17 protein-coding genes are annotated in these 18798 nt (G+C 73.3%); 10 read left to right on the forward strand and 7 right to left on the reverse strand.

What is annotated here, in order from left to right:
* Positions 1 to 85 precede the first annotated feature (85 nt).
* The 5 genes from rimO (at position 86) to ACIHAA_RS00070 (ending at position 4144) form a co-directional block, all read left to right on the forward strand.
* Positions 86 to 1558 carry a 30S ribosomal protein S12 methylthiotransferase RimO gene (rimO, locus tag ACIHAA_RS00050; protein ID WP_399810836.1) on the forward strand — a complete coding sequence of 491 codons (1473 nt, stop codon included), beginning with the start codon at positions 86 to 88 and terminating at the stop codon, positions 1556 to 1558.
* The gene (gene pgsA, locus ACIHAA_RS00055) at positions 1555 to 2379 is read left to right on the forward strand and encodes a CDP-diacylglycerol--glycerol-3-phosphate 3-phosphatidyltransferase (RefSeq protein ID WP_399810838.1); all 825 of its coding nucleotides are present in this window, start codon (positions 1555 to 1557) and stop codon (positions 2377 to 2379) included. Before rimO ends, pgsA begins: the two co-directional genes overlap by 4 nt.
* Positions 2376 to 2921 carry a CinA family protein gene (locus ACIHAA_RS00060; protein WP_399810842.1) on the forward strand — a complete coding sequence of 182 codons (546 nt, stop codon included), beginning with the start codon at positions 2376 to 2378 and terminating at the stop codon, positions 2919 to 2921. Before pgsA ends, ACIHAA_RS00060 begins: the two co-directional genes overlap by 4 nt.
* A 109-nt stretch (positions 2922 to 3030) precedes the next feature.
* On the forward strand, positions 3031 to 3408 hold the full coding sequence (locus ACIHAA_RS00065) for a helix-turn-helix transcriptional regulator (RefSeq protein ID WP_311691687.1): 378 nt from the start codon (positions 3031 to 3033) through the stop codon (positions 3406 to 3408).
* A 265-nt stretch (positions 3409 to 3673) separates the two neighbouring features.
* The gene (locus ACIHAA_RS00070) at positions 3674 to 4144 is read left to right on the forward strand and encodes a Dps family protein (RefSeq protein ID WP_399810845.1); all 471 of its coding nucleotides are present in this window, start codon (positions 3674 to 3676) and stop codon (positions 4142 to 4144) included.
* A gap of 623 nt (positions 4145 to 4767) precedes the next feature.
* Here the strand turns inward: ACIHAA_RS00070 and ACIHAA_RS00075 are convergent.
* Positions 4768 to 5604: an Fpg/Nei family DNA glycosylase gene (locus ACIHAA_RS00075; protein WP_399810848.1), complete on the reverse strand. Its 837-nt coding sequence runs from the start codon at positions 5602 to 5604 to the stop codon at positions 4768 to 4770.
* Between the two features lie 61 nt (positions 5605 to 5665).
* Entirely contained in the window at positions 5666 to 10732 is a 5067-nt protein-coding gene (locus tag ACIHAA_RS00080; RefSeq protein WP_399810851.1) for an ATP-dependent helicase, read from the reverse strand.
* Positions 10733 to 10833: 101 nt separating this feature from the next.
* On the opposite strand from ACIHAA_RS00080, the gene ACIHAA_RS00085 reads away from it, so the two are divergent.
* The 3 genes from ACIHAA_RS00085 to ACIHAA_RS00095 are packed head-to-tail and all read left to right on the forward strand — an operon-like array spanning position 10834 to position 12943.
* A complete protein-coding gene (locus ACIHAA_RS00085) occupies positions 10834 to 11760 on the forward strand; it encodes an AraC family transcriptional regulator (protein WP_399810853.1) in 927 nt (308 codons plus the stop codon).
* Between the two features lie 20 nt (positions 11761 to 11780).
* Entirely contained in the window at positions 11781 to 12638 is an 858-nt protein-coding gene (locus tag ACIHAA_RS00090) for an AzlC family ABC transporter permease (RefSeq protein ID WP_399810856.1), read from the forward strand.
* Positions 12635 to 12943 carry an AzlD domain-containing protein gene (locus ACIHAA_RS00095; protein ID WP_399810859.1) on the forward strand — a complete coding sequence of 103 codons (309 nt, stop codon included), beginning with the start codon at positions 12635 to 12637 and terminating at the stop codon, positions 12941 to 12943. The genes ACIHAA_RS00090 and ACIHAA_RS00095 overlap by 4 nt, the downstream gene beginning before the upstream one ends.
* 26 nt (positions 12944 to 12969) lie before the next feature.
* On the opposite strand, the gene ACIHAA_RS00100 is transcribed toward ACIHAA_RS00095, so the two are convergent.
* Complete coding sequence (locus ACIHAA_RS00100) at positions 12970 to 13914, reverse strand: hypothetical protein (protein WP_399810862.1); 945 nt, start codon at positions 13912 to 13914, stop codon at positions 12970 to 12972.
* 202 nt (positions 13915 to 14116) lie between these two features.
* On the opposite strand from ACIHAA_RS00100, the gene ACIHAA_RS00105 reads away from it, so the two are divergent.
* Positions 14117 to 14983 carry a hypothetical protein gene (locus ACIHAA_RS00105; RefSeq protein WP_399810864.1) on the forward strand — a complete coding sequence of 289 codons (867 nt, stop codon included), beginning with the start codon at positions 14117 to 14119 and terminating at the stop codon, positions 14981 to 14983.
* Between the two features lie 36 nt (positions 14984 to 15019).
* Here ACIHAA_RS00105 and ACIHAA_RS00110 read toward each other — a convergent pair whose 3' ends face one another.
* The 4 genes from ACIHAA_RS00110 to ACIHAA_RS00125 all read right to left on the reverse strand — a co-directional run bounded on the left by ACIHAA_RS00110 (position 15020) and on the right by ACIHAA_RS00125 (position 18182).
* A complete protein-coding gene (locus ACIHAA_RS00110; protein WP_399810867.1) occupies positions 15020 to 16234 on the reverse strand; it encodes an AI-2E family transporter in 1215 nt (404 codons plus the stop codon).
* A 70-nt stretch (positions 16235 to 16304) separates the two neighbouring features.
* Entirely contained in the window at positions 16305 to 16499 is a 195-nt protein-coding gene (locus ACIHAA_RS00115) for a DUF3046 domain-containing protein (RefSeq protein WP_399810870.1), read from the reverse strand.
* A 113-nt stretch (positions 16500 to 16612) separates the two neighbouring features.
* Positions 16613 to 17191, reverse strand: coding sequence for a TetR/AcrR family transcriptional regulator (locus ACIHAA_RS00120; protein WP_399810873.1), 579 nt, complete (start codon positions 17189 to 17191; stop codon positions 16613 to 16615).
* Positions 17192 to 17285: 94 nt separating this feature from the next.
* Positions 17286 to 18182 (reverse strand): SDR family NAD(P)-dependent oxidoreductase, encoded by an 897-nt coding sequence (locus tag ACIHAA_RS00125; protein WP_399810876.1) that lies wholly within the window; start codon positions 18180 to 18182, stop codon positions 17286 to 17288.
* 256 nt (positions 18183 to 18438) lie between these two features.
* On the opposite strand from ACIHAA_RS00125, the gene ACIHAA_RS00130 reads away from it, so the two are divergent.
* Positions 18439 to 18783 (forward strand): SCO0607 family lipoprotein, encoded by a 345-nt coding sequence (locus tag ACIHAA_RS00130; protein ID WP_399810879.1) that lies wholly within the window; start codon positions 18439 to 18441, stop codon positions 18781 to 18783.
* The last annotated feature ends 15 nt before the right edge of the window (positions 18784 to 18798 follow it).

Below are 18798 nucleotides of genomic sequence, written 5' to 3' on the forward strand. Positions count from 1 at the left end.
CAGGGGATGCGGACACACGGGGTTGGCCAGGACCGGCCAACCCCGTCGACGTGGGCCGTCAGCGGGACGAAGTAGTCTTGAGCCCATGTCTGAACGCCGTACCGTCGCACTCGTCACTCTTGGCTGCGCCCGCAACGAGGTGGACTCGGAGGAGCTCGCAGGCCGCTTGGAGGCGGACGGCTGGCAGCTCGTGGAGGACGCCGAGCACGCGGATGTCGCCGTCGTGAACACGTGCGGCTTCGTGGAGGCCGCGAAGAAGGACTCCGTGGACGCCCTCCTGGAGGCCAACGACCTCAAGGGTCATGGCAGAACCCAGGCCGTGGTGGCGGTGGGCTGCATGGCCGAGCGGTACGGCAAGGACCTGGCCGAGGCGCTGCCCGAGGCCGACGGCGTCCTCGGCTTCGACGACTACGCGAACATCTCGGACCGCCTCCAGACCATTCTGAACGGCGGCATCCACGCCTCCCACACCCCGCGCGACCGGCGCAAACTGCTGCCGATCACCCCGGCCCAGCGGCAGGAGTCCGCCGCCGAGGTCGCGCTCCCGGGCCACGGCCCCGCCGACCTCCCCGACGGACTCGCCCCGGCCTCCGGCCCGCGCGCCCCGCTGCGCCGACGCCTGGACGGCTCCCCGGTCGCCTCCGTGAAGCTGGCCTCCGGCTGCGACCGCCGCTGCTCGTTCTGCGCCATCCCCTCCTTCCGCGGCGCCTTCATCTCCCGCCGCCCCAGCGATGTGCTGAACGAGACACGCTGGCTGGCCGAGCAGGGCGTGAAGGAGATCATGCTGGTCTCCGAGAACAACACCTCCTACGGCAAGGACCTCGGCGACATCCGCCTTCTGGAGTCCCTGCTGCCGGAGCTGGCCGAGGTCGACGGCATCGAGCGGATCCGGGTCAGCTACCTCCAGCCGGCCGAGATGCGCCCCGGCCTGATCGACGTCCTCACCTCGACCCCCAAGATCGCGCCCTACTTCGATCTGTCCTTCCAGCACTCCGCGCCGTCCGTGCTGCGCTCGATGCGCCGCTTCGGCGACACCGACCGCTTCCTGGAACTGCTGGACACCCTCAGAAGCAAGGCCCCGACCGCCGGTGTCCGGTCCAACTTCATCGTGGGCTTCCCCGGCGAGAGCGAGTCCGACCTCGCCGAACTGGAGCGCTTCCTGAACGGCGCCCGGCTGGACGCCATCGGTGTCTTCGGCTACTCCGACGAGGAGGGCACGGAGGCCGCGACCTACGGCAACAAGCTCGACGAGGACCTCGTCGCCGAACGGCTGGCCCGGGTGTCCCGGCTCGCCGAGGAGCTGGTGTCCCAGCGCGCGGAGGAGCGCGTCGGCGAGACCCTGCACGTCCTCGTGGAGTCGGTGGACGACGAGGAGGGCGCCGTGGGCCGCGCCGCGCACCAGGCTCCCGAGACCGACGGACAGGTCCTGTTCACGGGGGGCGAAGGCCTGAGCGTGGGCCGTATGGTCGAGGCGAAGGTGGTCGGCACCGAGGGCGTCGACCTGGTGGCCGAGCCGCTCACGGGCTCGCTCGGCTGTCCTGAGGAGGCGGGCAGATGACGGGAATCCCCGCAGCCGCGGCGGGCGGCTCCTCCCGCGCGCGGGCGGCGGCCTCCGCGCCGGGCGCCCCCGGCACCGCCGCCATGTCCGGCCCCCGGCCCGACAGGACAGGAGCCACCGGCACTCCCGCCGCCCGGATCCCCGACGATGCACCGGACTCCCCGGACAACCCGGACTCCCCGGACGACGGCCGTCCGCCCCGGGGCGGCAAGCTGACCGCCGCCGCGGTCAACCAGGCCAGCCTGTGGAACGTCGCCAATCAGCTGACGATGCTGCGCCTGGTCCTCGTGCCGGGCTTCGTGGCCCTGATGCTGGCGGGCGGCGGCTACGACCCGGCCTGGCGCTCCCTGGCCTGGGCGGCCTTCGCCGTCGCCATGATCACCGACCTGTTCGACGGCCACCTCGCGCGGACCTACAACCTGGTCACCGACTTCGGGAAGATCGCCGACCCCATCGCCGACAAGGCGATCATGGGAGCGGCGCTGATCTGCCTGTCCTGGCTGGGCGACCTGCCCTGGTGGGTGACGGGTGTCATCCTCGGCCGCGAGCTGGGCGTCACCCTGCTGCGCTTCCTGGTCATCCGGTACGGCGTGATACCGGCCAGCCGGGGCGGCAAGCTGAAGACCCTCACCCAGGGCGTCGCCGTCGGGATGTATGTCCTGGCGCTCACCGGCTGGCTGGCCACCCTGCGGTTCTGGGTGATGGCCGCGGCCCTCGTGCTGACCGTCGTCACGGGCCTGGACTATGTGCGGCAGGCCGTGCTGCTGCGCCGCCGCGGTATCGCCGAGCGCCGTGCGGCCGCCGTGGAGGCGGAGCGTTGACCCCACTGGCCGCCGAGGTGCTGCGACTACTGAACGTGAGGGGTGAGACGCTCGCCGTCGCCGAGTCGCTCACCGGCGGTCTGGTGGCCGCGGAGATCACCGCGGTGCCCGGGGCCTCCCGGGCCTTCCGTGGTTCGGTGACCGCGTACGCCACCGATCTCAAGCGGGACCTCCTGGGCGTGGACGGCACCCTGCTGGCCGAGCGCGGGGCGGTGGATCCGCAGGTCGCGGCGCAGATGGCGGCGGGGGTGCGGGGGGCGCTCGGCGCGGACTGGGGGCTGGCGACGACCGGAGTGGCCGGGCCCGACCCACAGGACGGGCAGCCCGTCGGCACGGTCTTCGTGGCCGTGCACGGGCCCCTCGAAAGCGCTTGCGACGAACTCGGTGGCGGGAAAGTGGCCGCGCTGCGGTTGAACGGCGGCCGTGCGGAAATCCGTATGGAGAGTGTACGCAGCGTACTCGCACTGCTTCGCGGGCAGCTCGCGGGCGAACAGACCGGGAATGAGCGGGCACAGGATACGGAACAGAACGGGGGGACTTGATGTTTGCAGCCCTGAGTGAACACAACAGCGCTCCCCGCACGGCCGCGGCGCAAGGCGGTACGGTGGGGCGTGAAGGATGCGGCTACGCGGTCCGAGGAGGGAGCCACCGATGATTCTGCTCCGTCGCCTGCTGGGTGACGTGCTGCGTCGGCAGCGCCAGCGCCAGGGCCGTACTCTGCGCGAAGTCTCCTCGTCCGCCCGAGTCTCGCTCGGCTATCTCTCCGAGGTGGAGCGGGGGCAGAAGGAGGCGTCCTCCGAGCTGCTCTCCGCGATCTGCGACGCGCTGGACGTACGGATGTCCGAGCTCATGCGGGAAGTGAGCGATGAGCTCGCACTCGCCGAGCTGGCACAGTCGGCCGCGGCCACCGAGCCGGTGCCCGCGCCGGTGCGTCGCCCGATGCTCAATTCCGTGTCCGTCACCGGCGTTCCGCCGGAACGGGTCACGATCAAGGCGCCCAGCGAAGCAGTGGACGTGGTCGCCGCCTGACACCCTTCGCGGGGTCGGACAGGCGCCGATGTGCACACACAGGCCCCGGCCGGGGCCCTCCGGGAGACCGGAGCGGCACGGCCGGGGCCTTCCGCATGCCTGTCTGGGGCCTTTCGCATGCCCCCTGGGGGCACTGCCGGGAGCGGTGGGCGGCCGCCGGATGCGGGGCCCAGGGCGCTGGGTCCCGTTTGCCGGGTCCGTGGGGTGCGGTCATCGTGGAAGCGCGGGGGCTCGGGACCGGCCGAACGCTTGCGGAGGATGACCGATGTACGTCGTGAAGAGCCCGCTGTCCGACGCGGACCTCAAAACCGTCTCCGAAGCCCTCCAGGGGGCCCTGGTCGACCTGGTGGACCTCGCCCTGGTGGCGAAACAGGTCCACTGGAACGTGATCGGGCCACGCTTCCGCTCCATCCATCTCCAGCTCGACGAGGTCGTCACCAGTGCGCGCACGCACTCCGACACGGTCGCGGAACGGGCCTCGGCCCTCGGTGTCCCGCCGGACGGACGCGCGGCCACCGTCGCCGGAGGCAGCGGCATCGGGGCGGTGCCGCAGGGCTGGATCAAGGACACCGACGCCGTCGGAACCCTGGTCGCCGCGCTCGGTGCCGTGATCACCCGGATGCGGGAGCGGGTGCGGACGACCGAGCAGCCGGACCCGGTGAGCCAGGACATCTTCATCACGATCACCGCCGACCTCGAGAAGCACCACTGGATGTTCCAGGCGGAGAACGGGTGAGACCGACGGCCGGACCGAGACCGACGGCCGGACCGAACCGGTCAGGCGGGCGCCGGGCACCCCCCGCACCCCGGGGTGCGGGGGGTGGTGTGCGCGGTGTGCGCCGGGCGCGACAGGTGCCGGGGGCATGCGCGGGGTGCGGTGCGCCCGTGTGCCGCTGATGCGCCCTCCCCGCTGCTGGGGCGGCGGTCTAGGGTCTGGTTCCTCGGGTTGGAGGTGACGGCCATGGCGGGGCGCGCGGCGCGCTGGGGGGCGACGCTGGCGCTGGGTGCGCTGTGGTGGTGGGGGGTGCTCCGACTCGTGCTGGCGCCCGATGCGGGGGTGCTGGAAGGTGCGGTCGTGACCGGAGGGTGGGGACTGAGCCTGCTGCCGGTGCACTGTGTGCCGAAGACCCGTGCCGTGGGGGCGGACGGGTCGGACCAGCGGTCGGGGTCCTGGCGCCGGTGGTGGACCGCAAGGGGGCGCGGGAGGGGCGCGCAACCCGGGTAGAGGGCGGGTCGGCCGGAGCCGTTCTCCGGGGGCGTTCAGGGGGCTCCTGGATACGGTGTGCGGCCGGCCCGGCCGCCGGGCCAGCGGGCCGTCTCGTGCTGCGGTCCGACCCCTGTGCGTAAGGCGACGGGCCGTCAACTGGCCCTGCGGGGAAGGCCGCTGCCGAGGGTTTCCGGGCTCGGGGCCGGGCCCCACTGGCAGCCCGGGCACCAGTAGGTGGGGCGCTCGCGGGAACCGTCCCCCTGGTCGGCCGCCCGGACCGGCGTGCCGCAGTGCAGGCAGGGCCGGGGTGCGCGGCCGTAGACGAAGAGGTTCTGCTCGCGCCGTCCCGTGGTGTTGCGGGTCGCGCGGTCGCGGTTGGCTTCCAGGAGCCGCCGGGCGAGGACGGGAAGCTGCCCGAGGTGCTCGGCAGGAAGTTCCCCGATGGGTAGCCAGGGGGTCACCCGCAGCAGAAAGCACAGCTCGCTCTTGTAGACATTGCCGATGCCGGCCAGATTGCGCTGGTCCAGGAGCGCTTCGCCGAGCGGGCGGGCGGGATCGCCGAGCAGGTTCTCCCGCGCCAGGCCGGGATCCCAGTCCGGGCCCAGGAGGTCGGGGCCGAGGTGGCCCACGGCCCGGTGCTCGTCGGCGGTGCGGAGCAGTTCCAGGACGGGCAGGCGGTAGCCGACGGCCGTGCGGTCGGCGACGCCGAGGATCACCCGGATCTGGTGGGCGGGACCGCCGTTCCAGCGCTGGCCCGCCGCGAACACCTTCCAGGCGCCGTCCATCCTGAGATGGGAGTGCAGGGTGAGCCCGCCCTCGACCCGGGTCAGCAGATGCTTGCCGCGGGCGGTGACGTCGAGGACGGTGCGTCCGGTGAGGTCGGCCGTGGCGTACCGGGGCACCCGGAGGTCGGAGCGGGTCAGCACCTTTCCCGCGAGCGCGCCGTGCAGACGCTTCGCGGCCCGGTACACGGTGTCGCCTTCGGGCATGGGTCAAGGGTGTCACGCCGGGGGCCCGGAGCGGTGGGCCGCCGCCGGGGGAGCGGACGGCTCACGCGCGGATGCGGAGTCCCCGCGGGGTCGCGAGGAAACCCGCTCCTTCCAGGAGGACGCCGAAGGGGGAGGACAGGGCGGAGGCGCCGTTGACCCGCTCCACCGTGACCGTGGTGCCCAGGGAGCCCGCACGCGCCGCCGTCCCGAGTGCCTCGGCGGCCGACCGCAGGCGGGCGTCCTCCGTCGGCCCGGCCTCCGGGTCGCCGGGCCAGGCCAGCAGGGTCTTGCCGCCCCGCTCCAGATAGAGCGCCAGCTCTCCGTCGACCAGGACCACCAGCGAGCCCGCCTTGCGGCCCGGCTTGTGCCCCGCGCCCGTCGGCGGCTCGGGCCAGGGCAGCGCGGCACCGTAGGCATTGGCCGGATCGGCCGCCGCGAGGACCACCGCCCGGGTGGCGGCGGGGGAGGCCGTGCGGTGGGGCAGGAGCCGGGGCCCGCGGCGGCCCTGCGGTGAGGACTCGTACGGGGCCGGGCTGTCGTAGGGGGAAGGGGGTCCGTACGGGGAAGAGGGGCCGTAGGGGGAAGAGGATCCAGGGGACCCGTAGGGCGAGGGGGACCCGGGCTCTCCGGGGGAGCCGGACCCTGAGCGCGGGCCTCCGAAGCCGGGGGAGGAGAGCGGGTCGGGGAGTGATGGGCCCGGGCCGAAGGGGTCGTCGAAGCCCTGGGCGGCCGGGCCGTGGGGGCCGGGGGTGGCCGGGTCGTCGAAGGGGTCGGCTCCGGGAGCCGTTACGGGGTGCGCCGGGCCTGTGGCAGAGGGCTGTGCGGGCCCGTCCGGGGAGCCGTCGGGGTATACGGGGCCGGGGCCGGGGCTCGGCAGGGGGGTGCCGCGGTCGCGGGCGTTTGCGACTGCCCGCAGCCGGTCCACGGCGCCGTCCATCGCGAACTGTGCCGCGCCCAGCCCCTCGACCACATAGCCGCGCCGGGCCTGCCCGCTCTCCTCGAAGGCGGACAGCACGCGGTAGACCGCGGAGAAGCCGCCCTCCACGCCCTCGGCCGCCACCGCTCCCCGGGTCACCACACCGTGCCGGTCCAGCAGCGTCCGGGCGAGGGCATGGGCGCGCACGGTGGGGTCCGGCTCGCGGGTGGGGAGCAGCGACCAGCGGCCCGCGACGGTCGGCGGTCCCGTACGGGACTGGGGGCGGGCGGCGGCCGTGAGGGAGCCGTAGCGTCCGCGCGGGACGGCCCGTCTGGCGCGGTGGGCGGTGGAGCCCGCGGTGCGGCCGGAGCCGAGCAGCGACCGCAGCGGCGCCAGTGTGTCGTTGGTGAGCCGGCCCGACCAGGCCAGGTCCCAGAGGGCGTCGGCCAGTTGGGGGTCGGTGACCTCCGGGTGGGTCGTGGCGCGCACCTGGTCCCCGATCTGCCGGAAGAACAGGCCGTAGCCTCCCGAGAGGGCGTCCAGGACGGACTGGTGGAGCGGGGTCGGCTCCAGGGGGTGCGGGTCGGGCAGCAGCAGGGGGGCCGCGTCCGCGAGGTAGAGGGAGATCCAGCCGTCCTTGCCGGGCAGTGCGCCCGCGCCCGCCCACACCACCTCGCCCGAGGCGGTCAGCTCGTCCAGCATCGCGGGCGTGTAGGAGGCGACACGGGACGGCAGGACGAGCTTCTCCAGGGCGGACGCGGGAACGGACGCACCCTGGAGCTGTTCGACCGCGCGCACCAGACCGTCCACGCCCCGCAGGCCGTGACCGCTGCCGATGTGCTGCCACTGCGGCAGGAACTGCGCCAGCGCGGCCGGGGGCACCGGCTCCAGCTCGTGCCGCAGCGCGGCGAGGGAGCGCCGCCGCAGTCTGCGCAGCACGGTCGCATCGCACCACTCCTGGCCGATCCCCGCCGGATGGAACTCCCCCTGGACGATCCGGCCCGATGCCGCGAGGCGCTGGAGCGCACCGTCGGTGACGGCGGCTCCGAGACCGAACCGGGCTGCCGCGGTGGCCGAGGTGAAGGGGCCGTGGGTGCGCGCATACCGGGCGAGCAGGTCGCCGAGGGGATCCCGGACCGGCTCGGTGAAGGCCTCCGGGACGCCCACCGGCAGCGCTGTGCCCAGGGCGTCCCGCAGCCGTCCGGCGTCCTCGATCGCCGCCCAGTGGTCGGTGCCCGCGACACGGACCCGGATCGCGCGCCGTGCCGCGGCCAGTTCGGGTGCCCAGTGCGGCTCGGCTCCCCGCCGGGCCAGCTCGTCGTCGGTGAGCGGGCCCAGCAGCCGCAGTACGTCCGCGACGCCCTCGGTGTCCTTGATCCGCCGGTCCTCGGTGAGCCACTGGAGCTCCTGCTCCAGCTCGGCCAGCACCTCGGCGTCGAGCAGCTCCCGCAGCTCCGCCTGGCCCAGCAGCTCGGCCAGCAGCCGGGAGTCCAGCGACAGCGCCGCGGCCCGCCGCTCGGCGAGCGGTGAGTCCCCCTCGTAGAGGAACTGGGCCACGTAACCGAAGAGCAGGGAACGGGCGAAGGGGGAGGGCTCCGGGGTGGTGACCTCGACGAGCCGCACCCGCCGCGACGCGATGTCCCCCATCAGCTCGGTGAGCCCCGGCACGTCGAAGACGTCCTGGAGGCATTCGCGGACCGCTTCGAGGACGATGGGGAACGAGCCGAACTCGCTGGCCACCTGGAGCAGTTGGGCGGCCCGCTGGCGCTGCTGCCACAGCGGGGTGCGGCGGCCGGGGCTGCGCCGCGGCAGCAGCAGGGCGCGGGCCGCGCACTCCCGGAACCGGGACGCGAACAGCGCCGAGCCGCCGACCTGGTCGGTGACGATCCGGTCGACCTCGCCCTTGTCGAAGGCGACATCCGCGGCGCCGACCGGCGCCTGCTCCGCGTCGTACTCCGCGCCCGGCTTCACCGGATCCTGGTCCAGCAGGTCAAGGCCCATCAGATCGGCGTCGGGCAGGCGCAGCACGATGCCGTCGTCGGCGTGCATCACCTGGGCGTCCATGCCGTACCGCTCGGCCAGCCGGGCGCCCAGCGCCAGCGCCCATGGGGCGTGGACCTGGGCGCCGAACGGGGAGTGCACCACGACCCGCCAGTCGCCCAGCTCGTCACGGAAGCGCTCCACGACGATGGTGCGGTCGTCCGGGATGTGGCCGCAGGCCTCCCGCTGCTCCGCGAGATACGACAGCACATTGTCCGCGGCCCAGGCGTCGAGGCCCGCCGCCAGCAGTCTCAGCCGGGCGTCCTCCTCGCGCAGCGAGCCCACCTCGCGCAGGAACGCGCCCACCGCGCGGCCCAGTTCGAGCGGGCGGCCCAGCTGGTCGCCCTTCCAGAACGGCAGCCTTCCGGGCACACCGGGTGCGGGGGAGACCAGCACCCGGTCGCGGGTGATGTCCTCGATCCGCCAGGAGCTGGTGCCCAGGGTGAAGACGTCCCCGACCCGGGACTCGTACACCATCTCCTCGTCCAGCTCGCCGACCCGGCCGCCGCCCTTCTTCGGGTCGGCCCCGGCCAGAAAGACCCCGAAGAGCCCGCGGTCCGGGATCGTGCCCCCGGAGGTGACGGCGAGCCGCTGGGCGCCCGGACGGCCCGTGACGGTGCCCGCCACCCGGTCCCACACCACACGTGGCCGCAACTCCGCGAAGGCGTCGGAGGGATAGCGGCCCGCCAGCATGTCCAGCACCGCGGTGAACGCCGACTCGGGCAGCGAGGCGAAGGGGGCGGCCCGGCGGACCGTAGCGAGGAGGTCGTCGAACTGCCAGGTGTCCAGCGCCGTCATGGCGACCAGCTGCTGGGCGAGCACGTCCAGCGGGTTGGCCGGGACCCTCAGCGACTCGATGGAGCCGGAACGCATCCGCTCGGTGACCACCGCCGCCTGGACCAGGTCGCCCCGGTACTTGGGGAAGACCACACCGGTGGAGACCGCCCCGACCTGGTGTCCCGCACGGCCCACGCGCTGGAGCCCGGAGGCCACGGACGGCGGCGACTCGACCTGGACCACCAGGTCCACGGCGCCCATGTCGATGCCCAGCTCAAGACTGGAGGTGGCGACCACCGCGGGCAGCCGTCCCGCCTTCAGGTCCTCCTCGACCAGGGCGCGCTGCTCCTTGGAGACCGAGCCGTGATGGGCGCGCGCGAGGACCGGGGGCGCCCCCTGTGCGGCGCCCGAGCCGCCCATCAGCTCGGCGGGGGAGTGGTGTTCGTCCAGCGGCTCGCCGGTGGCCCGCTCGTGGGCGATCTCGTTGAGCCTGTTGCACAGGCGCTCGGCGAGGCGACGCGAGTTGGCGAACACGATGGTGGAGCGGTGCGCCTGGACCAGATCGGCGATCCGCTCCTCGACATGCGGCCAGATCGAGGGGCGCTCCCCGGCCTCGGAGCCCTCGGCGACCGGGGAGCCGCCCAGCTCGCCGAGGTCCTCGACGGGGACCACGACCGACAGGTCGAACTCCTTGCCGGACTCCGGCTGGACGATCTCCACCCTGCGGCGCGGGGACAGGAAACGCGCGACCTCGTCCACCGGGCGGACCGTGGCCGACAGGCCGATGCGGCGCGCGGGCTTCGGGAGCAGCTCGTCGAGCCGCTCCAGGGTCAGTGCGAGATGCGCGCCCCGCTTGGTGCCCGCCACCGCGTGCACCTCGTCCAGGATCACCGTCTCCACGCCAGTCAGCGCGTCGCGCGTGGCGGACGTCAGCATCAGGAACAGCGACTCCGGTGTGGTGATCAGGATGTCCGGCGGGCGCGTGGCCAGGGCGCGGCGCTCGGCGGCCGGGGTGTCGCCCGAGCGGATGCCGACCCTGACCTCCGGCTCGGGCAGGCCGAGCCGGACCGACTCCTGGCGGATGCCCGTCAGCGGACTGCGCAGATTCCGCTCGACGTCCACCGCGAGGGCCTTCAGCGGGGACACGTACAGCACCCGGCAGCGTTTCTTGGGGTCGGCGGGCGGCGGGGCGGAAGCCAGCTGGTCGAGGGCGGCGAGGAACGCGGCCAGGGTCTTCCCGGAACCGGTCGGGGCGACCACGAGCACGTCCGAGCCCTCGGCGATGGCACGCCAGGCCCCGGCCTGGGCCGCGGTGGGCGCGGAGAACGCCCCCGTGAACCAGCCGCGGGTCGCGGGCGAGAAGCCGTCGAGGGCTCGGTGTGCTGGATTGGACATGCGTCCATCCTGCACCCGCCCACTGACAATCGAGCTGACCTGCGCGAACACCCGGGGAGGGCGCTCAGGTCGCGGCCGGGGCCGTGGCGCAGAATGGTGGCATGGCAGGTTCCGGGGAGCGGGCGCGGCACTGGCGGTACGAGGAACTGCCGGATGTCGACCTGCTGCGGGCCCGCTACATCCGCAAGACCTTTGTGCGCCACACCCATGAGCACTTCGTGATCGCGGCCGTCGTCGACGGTGTCGAGATCTTCCACCACGGCGGTGCCGACCGGTACGCGGGCCCCGGAGCCCTGGCCCTCGTCAATCCGGACACCCCGCACACGGGCCGGGCGGGAGTGCCGGAGGGCTGGCAGTACGGAGCCGTCTACCCGTCGCCCGAACTGGTGGCCGAGATCGCCGCCGAGACCACGGCCCTGGACGGCACCCCCAGCTTCACCACCCCGGTGCTGGACGACCCCTACGCCGTCCGCCTGGTCCACCAGGTGCTCCGGGCCGCGGACGAGGGCAACGCGCTCGCCGCCGACACCCTGCTGAGAGTCGCCGTGACCCGGCTGCTGCGGCGGTGCGGCGGGCCGATGCCGCAACGGTCCGTGCACACCGCGGGCGCCCGCGCCGCCGCCCGCGCCCGGGCCGTACTGGAGGAACGGATGGCGCGCCCGCCGAGCCTGGAACGGCTCGCGGCCGACCTCGGCACCAGCCCGTTCTCGCTGCTGCGCGCCTTCCGCACCGCCTACGGGATGCCGCCGCACACCTGGCTGACCGACGCCCGGGTCCGCCGCGCCCGGCGCCTGCTCGACGCCGGAACCGCACCCGCCCAGGTGGCGGTCGCGGTCGGCTTCACCGACCAGCCCCACCTCAACCGCCACTTCACCCGGATCGTGGGGGTGCCCCCGGGCGCGTACCAGCGCGAGCGCCGGGGCGACGGCTCCTCCGCGGGTGCGAACTGCTCCCCCGCGGGCGCGGACGGCCCGCGGCCCGGCGTGCGTCCCGGTGTGCGCAAGAACGTACAAGACTCGGACGGCTGAGCGACCGTACCTTCCGGGGCGTGACAGAACAGCGCGCTCTTGCCGACCCGGCCAGGGAAGACAGGGACCCGGCCGGGGAGGACAGGGAGAAACCGGATGGTGCCGTCGTCCGGGACGCCCTCGGAGTCGGGGTCGCCGTCGGCCTCTCCGGCTTCGCCTTCGGGGTGACCTCGGCCGGCAGCGGCCTCTCCCTGCTCCAGACCTGTGCGCTCAGCCTCCTGGTGTTCACCGGCGCCTCGCAGTTCGCGCTGGTGGGCGCCCTCGCGGCGGGCGGCAACCCGTTCACCGCGGCCGCGGGCGCCTTCTTCCTGGGCATCCGGAACGCCTTCTACGGGCTGCGGCTGTCGCAACTGCTGGCCCTGCCGCGGGCGGTACGGCCGTTCGCCGCGCAGTGGGTCATCGACGAGACCACCGCCGTGGCACTGGCCCAGCCGACCCGGCGCAGCGTCCGTATCGGCTTCACCGTGACCGGCCTGTGCCTGTACGTGCTGTGGAACCTGACCACGCTGCTGGGGGCCATGGGCGCGCAGGCCCTCGGTGACACCAGGGCGTGGGGGCTGGACGCCGCCGGGCCCGCGGTCTTCCTGGCGCTGCTCGCCCCCATGCTGCGCACGGCCACCGAGCGAGCCGTGGCCGGAGCGGCCATGGTGCTGGGGCTCGGGCTGCTGCCCGTCCTGCCCGCGGGCGTACCGGTCCTCGCGGCCGCGCTCGCGGCCCCGGCCGTCCTCTTCCTGGAGGGCCGCCGGACCCGCCGGACCCGCCGGACCCGCCGGACCCGCCGGACCGGCCGGGGCGGATCGGACGCAAGGACCGGCCAGGGTGTGCAGGACGTGCGGACTGGCCCGGGCTCCGGGAACACCCGAGGGGGAGAGCGTTGAACGTCTGGATCGCCATCGGTGTCACCGCTGTCGGCTGCTACGCCGCCAAGCTCCTGGGCCTGCTGGTACCGGCCGGTTTCCTGGAACGGCCGCTCGTCCGGCGGCTCGCGGCCCTGCTGCCCGTGGCGCTGCTCGCCGCGCTCACCGCCCAGCAGACCTTCGCCGACGGGCGCGTCCCCGTGCTGGACGCCCGCGCGGCAGGGCTCGCCGCGGCCGCCGTAGCCCTGCTGCTGCGCGCCCCCTTCCTGGTCGTGGTCGGCGCCGCGGTCGTGGTGACGGCGGGACTGCGCGCGCTGACGGGCTGACCGGCCGGTCCGGTCGCCCGGGGGCGTCAACCGATGTCCCGGCCGTACGCGCGCAGGGTGAGCAGCGCCTCGATGGTCACCATGGGGCGGGCCTCCAGGGCCGTGCCCGGCGCCCACTGCCGCCACCGGACCGGCCAGCCGCCGTCCTCCTGCTGCTCGTCCGCGAGATGGTCCAGGGCGCGGGCCATCTCCTCCCCGGTGAACCAGGAGCGCGCGAGGGAGTCCGGAACCGGTGCGAAGTCGTACGGGAAGTGGTGCTCGCCCGGCGCGTACCCCGGCGCGACCGGATACTCCTCGGGGCGGCCGGGATCCAGACACACCAGCCGTTCTTCCCGCACCAGACGGCCCAGACGGTCGGCCAGGGCCTCCGCGCGCGGCCGGTCGGGCGCCGCGTCCAGGAATGCGACCGCCGCCCGGACCTCGTAGGGATGCGTGTTCCGCAGGGACTCCACCGCCTGCCAGCAGAAGTCGGTGGCCCGGAACAGCCAGGCATGCCACACCTCGTTGCGGTGCAGCAGACCCACCACCGGACCGGTGGCCAGAAGATCGCTCGGCGGGTCGTCGACGACCGGCACGAACGGCGCCGCAGGGTAGCCGCGTTGGCTGGGAAGGACCGCCGGAAGAGCGCCGTCCGGTGCCGACACCGCGGTCAGATAGCGGCAGACGCGCTCCGCCCGCTGCCCCCCGCACCGCCCGATCGAATCCAGCACGCGCAGTGCGTGCGCGGTGTGCAGGGGCTGGCTGACCGGACCCCGCAGATCGGGTTCGAGGGCATGACCGTACCCCCCGTCCTCGGTGCGATAGGCGGTCAGCGCGTTGTCCACCGGGTCGGCGCCGCCGCCCAGGAAGTGGTAAGCGAAGCGGTGCTGCTCCAGCACCCGCGCGGTGAGCCAGACGAACTGCCCGGCGCGGGAGAGCGGGGTGTGCGCCGGGGGCGCGGCAGGGAGTGAGGGTGCTCCGGATTCGGCCATGGCTCAGACCGTAGGGCGGAAAGCGCTCCTGGCAAGGGGTCCCGGGCAGGGCCCACTCTCAGGGGCTGGATCCGGTGTCATGCGGTTGACGCGGCTTGCCCCGGCACTTGCCGGCCAGGGCCCGCATCACCTCCCCACGGAGTAGGAGAGAAGACTTCCGCCGTACGACGCCCGGCGCCCCTGCTGCCCCGACGCTGTCCCCATGAACCCGCACGGCAATCCCGTCACCGTTCCCGTCCCCGTCCCCACCCAGGCTCGGCCGACCGGGGCCCCCGGCCCTCGCCCCGGTTCCGACCCCGATCTCCTCGGCCGGGCGCACGCCGTGTGGCGCGTCGCCCGTCCCGGCGAGCGCGTCTGCCTCGTGACCGGTGGCGTCCTCATACTGTCGGGGCTCGCACATCTGCTGGTGTTCGCCGTGGCGGGTGGCCCCTGGGACGGCCCCGTCTCCTGGCGCAAGCCCGTCACCTTCGGACTCTCGTTCGGGCTGACGCTGATCGCGGTCGCCTGGGTGACCTCGTATCTGCGCATCGGGGCGAGGCGGCGCACCGCGCTGCTCACCGTCCTCGCCGTGGACAGTGTCGTGGAGGTCGCCGGGATCACGCTCCAGGCATGGCGTCATGTGCCCTCGCACCTCAACACCGGCACCCCCTTCGACACCGGGGTGGCGATGACGCTCGCGGTGGGCGGCGGCGTCCTGGTCGTGGTGCTCCAGGTGTTCGCGGCGGCCGCCTTCCGGCACCGGCCCGGGGGCCCCGCGGGCATGCCGCTGGCGCTCCGCTCCGGCTTCGCGTTCCTCATCGTGGGGCTGCTGTCGGGAGCGGTCATGATCGCGCGCGGGGTCGCGCTGTCGCGTACCGGGCACCAACAGGCGGCGTACGCGTCGACGGCACCCCTCAAGCCCCTGCACGGCGTCGGTCTGAACGCGGTGCTGGTACTGCCCGCGCTGGCCTGGCTGCTGTCCCGGACGGCCTGGAGCGCCGCCCTGCGGCGGCGCGTCCTGCGGGCGGCGGTGGCCGGCTACACCGCCGTCGTGCTCGGCGCGGCCGTCTGGGCGGCACTCACCTGGTGAGCCCGGGCCCGCTTCTCGTCGTCGATGCCGTGGTGCTCAGCGGGCGAGGAGCCGCCGCAGGCGCACGGCGAGGCTCGCGGTGTCCCGCGTGCGGTGCCCGTGGACCCGGGGGTCGTCCGTGACGGCGTACCGCTTCACATACGCCCCGAGGAACGCCTGAAGTGTCGCGACCGCGGGGATGGCGATCAGCGCGCCGACCGCGCCGAGCAGGGCGGTGCCCGCGATGACCGAGCCGAAGGCGACCGCGGGGTGGATGTCCACGGACCGCGCGGTCAGCTTGGGCTGGAGCATGTAGTTCTCGAACTGCTGGTAGATCACGACGAAGACGAGCACCCACACCGCGTACCAGGGGTTCACGGTGAAGGCGATCAGCATCGGCAGGGCGCCCGCGAGATAGGTGCCGATGGTGGGTATGAACTGCGAGACCAGGCCGACCCAGACGGCGAGCACGGGCGCGTACGGAATGCCGAGCGCCTCCAGCAGGATGTAGTGCGCTATGCCCGAGATCAGCGCCATCAGGCCGCGCGAGTAGAGGTAGCCGCCTGTCTTGTCGACCGCGATCTCCCAGGCGCGCAGCACCTCGGCCTGCCGGGCCGGGGGCAGCACCGAGCACAGCGCCCGGCGCAGCCGGGGTCCGTCGGCGGCGAAGTAGAAGGAGAACAGGCCGACCGTCAGCAGTCTGAAGAGGCCGCCCAGCACCTGCGCGGAGACGTCCAGCACACCGGTGGCGCTGTTCTGCACGTACTTCCGCAGCCAGTCGGAGTGGACCAGGCTGTCCTGCACGTCCACGCGTCTGAGCTTGGTGTGGAACGTGGAGTTGGTCCAGTTGATCAGGGAGTCGAGGTAGTCCGGGAAACCCTCGACCATCTTGATGATCTGGCCCGCGAGCATGGAGCCGAGCAGTGTGATGAACCCGGCCACGGCAATGGCCAGGCCGAGGAAGACCAGGAAGGTCGCCAGTCCCCGGCGCATCCCGCGCGAGGCCATCCAGCTCACGGCGGGCTCGATGGCGAGCGCCAGGAAGAACGCGATGAGGACGTTGATCAGCAGGCCGATGAGCTGGTGGAACGCCCAGCTGCCGAGCTGGAACACGGCGATGAGGGCGAGCGCCAGGACCATGGCGCGCGGCAGCCAGCGCGGCATGCGGGCGCTCGGCACGGCGCCGTCGTCGGCCGGGGGCCGGGCGGGCGGGGGCGTGCCGAACGTCGGTTCCTGCTGGGCGACCTGTGCGGTCTCGTCTGTCGGGGCCACGGGGCAAGTCTCCACGACACCACCGACAATCGGGGAATGCCGGGGGTACTCCGGGGTTCTCCGGGTGCTTTCAGTGCTTCTCGCGCGGAATGTTCATGGTGGCGCACACCACACGCCACACCTCCTTGGCCTCCCAGCCGGAGTCCAGCGCCTGGTGCACCGTACGACCGCCCAGCTCCGACATCACATGGTCGCGCGCGAAGGTTTCGGCGTACGCCTCACCGAAGTGATCCGCCATCCGCTGCCAGAAGACCGTCAACCGCATGAATCCCGCTCCACACCCGCTATGACCTGCACTTTTAACACCCTTCACGCCCCCGCGTGACCGTCAGGGGGTTTCCAGGGGGTTCACCTCCCCCACGAACCAAGCATCCATGATCAGCCCTGGTCCCCGCGGATGCGGACTCCTTCCAGTAGCGCGGTCAGATAGCGGTGGGCGGTCTCGACGCGGGCGGCCGGGGCGCTGTGGACGCTCGCGGCGTAGGCGACCCCGCACATGAGCGGGACCAGGTCCTCGGAGGTCAGATCGGGGCGTACGACCCCGGCGGCACGGGCCCGCACCAGCAGTTCTCCGCCGACCGAGCGCAGAGTCCGCTTCAGTTCGGTGGTGCGCGGCAGGGCGTCCGTGGGCGCGGCCGTGACCGGGGACAGTGAGGCGTCGGTGACCTGGGCCTCGATGGTGCGGGTCAGAAATCCGGCGAGGGCGCGCCCCGGCTCGTCGTCGGCCAGCGCCTGTTCGCCATGGGCGGCGAGCCGCTCCAGGCAGGGGGTGGCGACGGTCTCAAGGAGCGCTTCGGCGGTGGGGAAGTGGCGGTAGACCGTGCCGACACCCAGCCCGGCGCGGCGGGCCACATCGTTGAGCTGGAGCGGTGTGCCCTCGTCCACGAGGGCGCGGGCCACGGCGACGATCCGCTCCCAGTTGCGGGCGGCGTCCTTGCGCAGGGGGGCGGTCGTCATGGGAGGAACCTATCTGGATAGTTCATCCGTATAACTGTAGCGGCCGCCTCCGTCGGGACAGTTCACGTCGGCCGGTGCCGACAGGTCCGATTCGTCAACGGGGCGTGAGGGGCGCGTGGCGCTCGCTGAGGCGGCGGACCGCCTCGGCCGTACGGGGATCCGCGGCCGAACGGATGGGGGCGACCGGCTGGGCCCGGGGCCCGATGACAATGCCGGTCCTGCCGGTCAGCGAGTCGTCGGTCGCGGCGAAGACCGACGGCCTGGCCGCCACGGACGCCGGGCCCGAGGTCGACCGTTCGAACTTCCGTCGGACCAGCGGCCACAGCAGCCGAAGCCCCGGCGAGACGATCTTCGGGTCGCGCATCGTGCCGTTGGTCATATCGGTCGCGGCGCCCCCGGGGTCCGCCGCGAAGACCGAGACGCCCGTGCCGTCGAGCCGCCCGGCCAGGTCCAGGGTGTACGCGAGGTTGGCGAGCTTGGCGCGACCGTACCAGTGGAAGCCGTAGTAGCCGCCGGGCGGCTCGACGGAGTCGAAGACGCGCTTGGCGACGCCGACCGCGCCCGAGGTGACGTTCACGATCCGGCTCGGCGCACCGGCTCTCAGGGCGGGCAGCAGCAGTTCGGTCAGCAGATACGGCGAGAGGTGGTTGACCGCGAAGGAGGCCTCGATCCCGTCGACCGAGTCCTGCCGGTCGGGGAACATCGCCCCGACATTGTTGACCAGAACGCTCGGCGGCCCCTCGGTGAGGATCCGCTCGGCGAGGGCGCGGACCGCGTCGAGCGAGGAGAGATCGGCGGCCAGGAACCGGCTGGAGCGCAGTGGCGCCCGGGAGTTGATCCGCTCCACCGCCCGTTCGCCGCGTCCGGTGTCGCGCCCGACCACGGTGACCGCGAAGCCCGCCTCGGCCAGCCCCAGGGCGGTCTCCAGTCCGATTCCCGCCGTTCCCGCTGTGACCACGGCTGTCTGCGCCGCCGGTGCTGTCTGCTTCATCGCACGACCCGTTTCGTATGTGGATAGATTATCCGGTTGGTTTCACCGTAGCAGATGTGGATGGCCTATCCGTTTAGGGTTCGGTGGAGTGAGGGGGGTGACCGCATGGCGGCGTCGTGGGATCGCATATCGGGCTACGGCCTTGCGGGCGGGGTGTGTTGAGCATGCGCGCGTGCGTTCTTTGAGTACGCGTGCTCAGGGCGCGGCGGCTGTCACTGGCGACAGTGGAGGCACGGACCAACGACTGGAGGCAATCGTGTCCAACTCCCGCAGGATCAGCCGACCCGCCGTCGCCTTCCGTCCCCGCGGGGTCCGGGGTGCCACCGCCGCGCTCCTCGGCGCGGCCGCCCTCGCGGTGCTCCCCGGGTGCTCCTCCCTGGAGTACCGGGAGGGCATCTGCCGAGGCAGCGAATACCCCGTACTCACGGTCAACGGCACCGGTTCGGCGTGCGTCACGAACGGTGAGAAGCCCCCCGCGGGATATGTGCGCTACCCGGAGGGCAAGGTGCCGCAGCATGTCGACGACAAGTGGGACGTCTACTGGCGCACCCACACCGTCGACGAGCACGGCACCATCGTCAACGCGCCCGACGCGGGCTGAGGGGTCGTCGCGTCG

The organism is Streptomyces sp. NPDC052040 (genome assembly GCF_044548405.1).
Lineage (GTDB): Bacteria > Actinomycetota > Actinomycetes > Streptomycetales > Streptomycetaceae > Streptomyces.

What these genes read in the sequence shown, in the direction of transcription:
- rimO (WP_399810836.1), top strand. Translation starts at nt 86, where the DNA reads ATGTCTGAACGCCGTACCGTCGCACTCGTCACTCTTGGCTGCGCCCGC.
- pgsA (WP_399810838.1), top strand. Translation starts at nt 1,555, where the DNA reads ATGACGGGAATCCCCGCAGCCGCGGCGGGCGGCTCCTCCCGCGCGCGG.
- ACIHAA_RS00065 (WP_311691687.1), top strand. Translation starts at nt 3,031, where the DNA reads ATGATTCTGCTCCGTCGCCTGCTGGGTGACGTGCTGCGTCGGCAGCGC.
- ACIHAA_RS00070 (WP_399810845.1), top strand. Translation starts at nt 3,674, where the DNA reads ATGTACGTCGTGAAGAGCCCGCTGTCCGACGCGGACCTCAAAACCGTC.
- ACIHAA_RS00075 (WP_399810848.1), bottom strand. Translation starts at nt 5,604, where the DNA reads ATGCCCGAAGGCGACACCGTGTACCGGGCCGCGAAGCGTCTGCACGGC.
- ACIHAA_RS00080 (WP_399810851.1), bottom strand. Translation starts at nt 10,732, where the DNA reads ATGTCCAATCCAGCACACCGAGCCCTCGACGGCTTCTCGCCCGCGACC.
- ACIHAA_RS00085 (WP_399810853.1), top strand. Translation starts at nt 10,834, where the DNA reads ATGGCAGGTTCCGGGGAGCGGGCGCGGCACTGGCGGTACGAGGAACTG.
- ACIHAA_RS00100 (WP_399810862.1), bottom strand. Translation starts at nt 13,914, where the DNA reads ATGGCCGAATCCGGAGCACCCTCACTCCCTGCCGCGCCCCCGGCGCAC.
- ACIHAA_RS00105 (WP_399810864.1), top strand. Translation starts at nt 14,117, where the DNA reads ATGAACCCGCACGGCAATCCCGTCACCGTTCCCGTCCCCGTCCCCACC.
- ACIHAA_RS00115 (WP_399810870.1), bottom strand. Translation starts at nt 16,499, where the DNA reads ATGCGGTTGACGGTCTTCTGGCAGCGGATGGCGGATCACTTCGGTGAG.
- ACIHAA_RS00120 (WP_399810873.1), bottom strand. Translation starts at nt 17,191, where the DNA reads ATGACGACCGCCCCCCTGCGCAAGGACGCCGCCCGCAACTGGGAGCGG.
- ACIHAA_RS00125 (WP_399810876.1), bottom strand. Translation starts at nt 18,182, where the DNA reads ATGAAGCAGACAGCACCGGCGGCGCAGACAGCCGTGGTCACAGCGGGA.